Below are 1,429 nucleotides of genomic sequence, written 5' to 3' on the forward strand. Positions count from 1 at the left end.
CCAGGGCTACCGCAAAGTCCGGGTACTCAGCCCAAGCCACACGCTGACTAGGCGAAGTCATTAAACGTCATTAAATCGCGATACAGCAAAGGCCTCTGTTAATTCTGGAGTTGCGAAACAATAGAACCTAACAGAAGCCTTTACTCTTGCTATCATCCCTGATCAACCAGCTCCAACGCCAATTCCCTGGTGCCAGCCTCGCCACAGAACTTCACGACCCGCGCGCAGGCAGTCCACTGTTCACGGTATTGGCCGCCATCAAGGATCCGCGCCGCCGGCGCGGGGTCCGCCACCCGTTGCCCCTGGTTCTGACCCTCGCCATCGCCGCGTACCTGGCGAACCACCACAGCTACACCCAAATGCGTGAATACGCCGTTGACCTGTGGCAACGATATCCCGGGTGGGGTGAGAAGTTCGTGCACGGCCCACCATCGCAAGACACGTTCGAACGAGTCCTGGCTCTCATTGACGCCGACCAGCTCGATATGGCCAGCACCCGCTGGGTGACCGGCCAACTGAGCAAACAACCTCAGGTAGCACCCGATGGGCCGCGGGTGAAGCGGCACACCGACTTCACCACCATCAGTGCTGACGGGAAGGAATCACGCAGCGCCAAACACGGTACCGGGACCCGCAGTCACAACCTCGCCGCCGCGGACCACGCCACCGGCGTGGTGCTGGCCCAGGTTGCTGTCGGGGAGAAATCCAACGAGATCCCGTACCTGAAGAACCTGCTGCACACCATCAACGAGAATAAGCCCGGTTTCCTGCGCGGTGCGGTCCTCACGATCGACGCGCTACACACGCAGCGGGAAACCGCACGCCTGGTCCGCTCCTACGGGTGTGAGTACGTGATGACCGTGAAAGGCAACCAACGAACACTTCAAGCTGACTGTGCCGCGCTGGGCTGGGAGAAGATCCCGGTGACCGACAGGATCGAAGAGTGGGAGCACGGCAGGTATGTGCGCCGTGAGTTGAAGCTGGTGCAACCGGTCGGCGCGTTGAAGATTGCTTGGCCGTGGGCTGTGCAGGTCGGCCAGTTGACCCGCATCAGCCAGCGGACAGCTACCGGGAAGATCAGCAGGGAGACTGTTTACGTCGTGACGTCGCTGGCGCCAGACAAGGCCAATGCGTCAGTGCTCAACCGGATGCTGGTGAATCATTGGGGTATTGAGAACAAGGTTCACTGGGTTCGTGATGTGGGGTTCAATGAGGATAAGAACCAGATCAGGCGTGGAACCGCTGCGAGAGTGGCTGCATCATTAGCGAACCTGGTGGTCTCGGTGTTGCGGTTGGCCGGGTTAGATCAGATCGCCAAGACACGACGCAGGGCGGCACGGGATCCGGAATTCATGGCTGGTCTTCTGCTGGGGACGATCCGAGCAGGAGGTTAGTGGTGGAGGTCACCAGCGACTTTGCGGAAGCCCTG

General features: G+C 60.2%; 1 protein-coding gene. It reads left to right on the forward strand.

Annotation, left to right across the window (positions count from 1 at the left end; genetic code table 11):
• Positions 1-146: 146 nt before the first annotated feature.
• The gene (locus ACT3UA_RS18890; RefSeq protein WP_346060285.1) at positions 147-1,394 is read left to right on the forward strand and encodes an ISAs1 family transposase; all 1,248 of its coding nucleotides are present in this window, start codon (positions 147-149) and stop codon (positions 1,392-1,394) included.
• Positions 1,395-1,429: the final 35 nt, after the last annotated feature.

It is taken from the genome of Glutamicibacter sp. 363, from assembly GCF_052379505.1.
In the GTDB taxonomy this organism is placed as follows: Bacteria; Actinomycetota; Actinomycetes; order Actinomycetales; family Micrococcaceae; genus Glutamicibacter.